Origin of the sequence: Scandinavium sp., assembly GCF_036271055.1 — a bacterium.
Classification (GTDB): domain Bacteria; phylum Pseudomonadota; class Gammaproteobacteria; order Enterobacterales; family Enterobacteriaceae; genus Scandinavium.
On record NZ_DATBBJ010000046.1, the window covers coordinates 1 to 1,674 of the forward strand.

Below are 1,674 nucleotides of genomic sequence, written 5' to 3' on the forward strand. Positions count from 1 at the left end.
AATGGGCCTCCTTATCCCGAAGTTACGGAGGTAAATTGCCGAGTTCCTTCAACATAGTTCTCTCAAGCGCCTTGGTATACTCTACCAGTCCACCTGTGTCGGTTTGGGGTACGGTCTAATGTGGAGGCTATTTCCTGGAACCCCTTCGAGGCCCGACCAATCCATTAAGGTCAGACAACATACGGAATTCGTCACCATCCACTGGCTGCAGAATATTCACTGCATTCCCATCGACTACGCCTTTCGGCCTCGCCTTAGGGACCGGCTAACCCTGCGAAGATTAACTTTACGCAGGAACCCTTGGACTTTCGGCGACACTGTCTTTCACAGTGTTTGTCGTTACTCATGTCAGCATTCGCACTTCCGATATCTCCAGGATGCCTCACGGCTGTCCCTTCACGGACCTACGGAACGCTCCGCTACCGCTTGCCTTTCGGCAAACCCAAAGCTTCGGCTCGCGGCTTGAGCCCCGGTACATCTTCGGCGCAGGAACCCTTGTCTAGACCAGTGAGCTGTTACGCTTTCTTTAAAGGATGGCTGCTTCTAAGCCAACCTCCTGGTTGTTTTGGGATTTCCACATCCTTTCCCACTTAGCCACGAATTAGGGGCCTTAGCTGTAGGTCCGGGTTGTTTCCCTCTCCACGACGGACGTTAGCACCCGCCGTGTGACTCCCGCATATTGCTTTCGGGTATTCGGAGTTTGGTTGGGTTTGGTAAGACGGTAAGTCCCCCTAGCCCATCCAGTGCTCTACCCCCCGAAGCATTCATGCGAGGCGATACCTAAATATCTTTCGCGGAGAACCAGCTATTTCCCAGTTTGATTGGCCTTTCACCCCTAACCACAAGTCATCGGAGTCTTTTTCAACAGACACCCGTTCGGTCCTCCAGTGAGTGTTACCTCACCTTCAACCTGCTCATGGCTAGATCACTAGGTTTCGGGTCTAATACAACGAACTTGACGCCCTATTCAGACTCGCTTTCGCTACGCCTACGCCTATCGGCTTAAGCTTGCTCGTTAAATTAAGTCGCTGGCCCATAATACAAAAGGTACGACGTCACCCAGAACGTATCTTGGGCTCCGTCTGTTTGTAGGTGTCCGGTTTCAGGTCTATTTCACTCCCCTCGTCGGGGTGCTTTTCACCTTTCCCTCACGGTACTGGTTCACTATCGGTCGCTGAGGAGTACTTAGGCTTGGAGGGTGGTCCCCCCGTGTTCAGACAGAATTTCACGTGTTCCGCCTTACTCAAGGATACATCATCGCATTACCCGTACGGGGCTATCACCCTCTGAGGCCCTGCTTTCCTGACAGGTTCCGGTTGTCTTTGATGTATCACTGGCCTGGTCCGCGTTCGCTCGCCACTACTAACGGAGTCTCGTTTGATGTCCTTTCCTCCGGGTACTTAGATGTTTCAGTTCCCCGGGTTCGCTTAAAACCTCCTATGAATTCAGAGATTTCATACCTTCACTTGATAACTGGAAATCCAAAACCTTGCGGCTTGGTCTCATACATTGCTGTACGAACCCCAAGATACAAGATCTTGGAGTTCCAGCTATCGAAGGTGGGTTTCCCCATTCGGAAATCCGTGGATCAAAGCTTCTTCGCAGCTCCCCACGGCTTATCGCAGCGTAGCACGTCCTTCATCGCCTCTCAGCGCCAAGGCATCCACCGAACAC

General features: G+C 52.2%; 1 rRNA gene. It reads right to left on the reverse strand.

The features are described 5' to 3' along the window. Positions 1–1,674: ribosomal RNA gene (locus tag VH187_RS06845) — 23S ribosomal RNA — on the reverse strand; the annotation flags it as partial.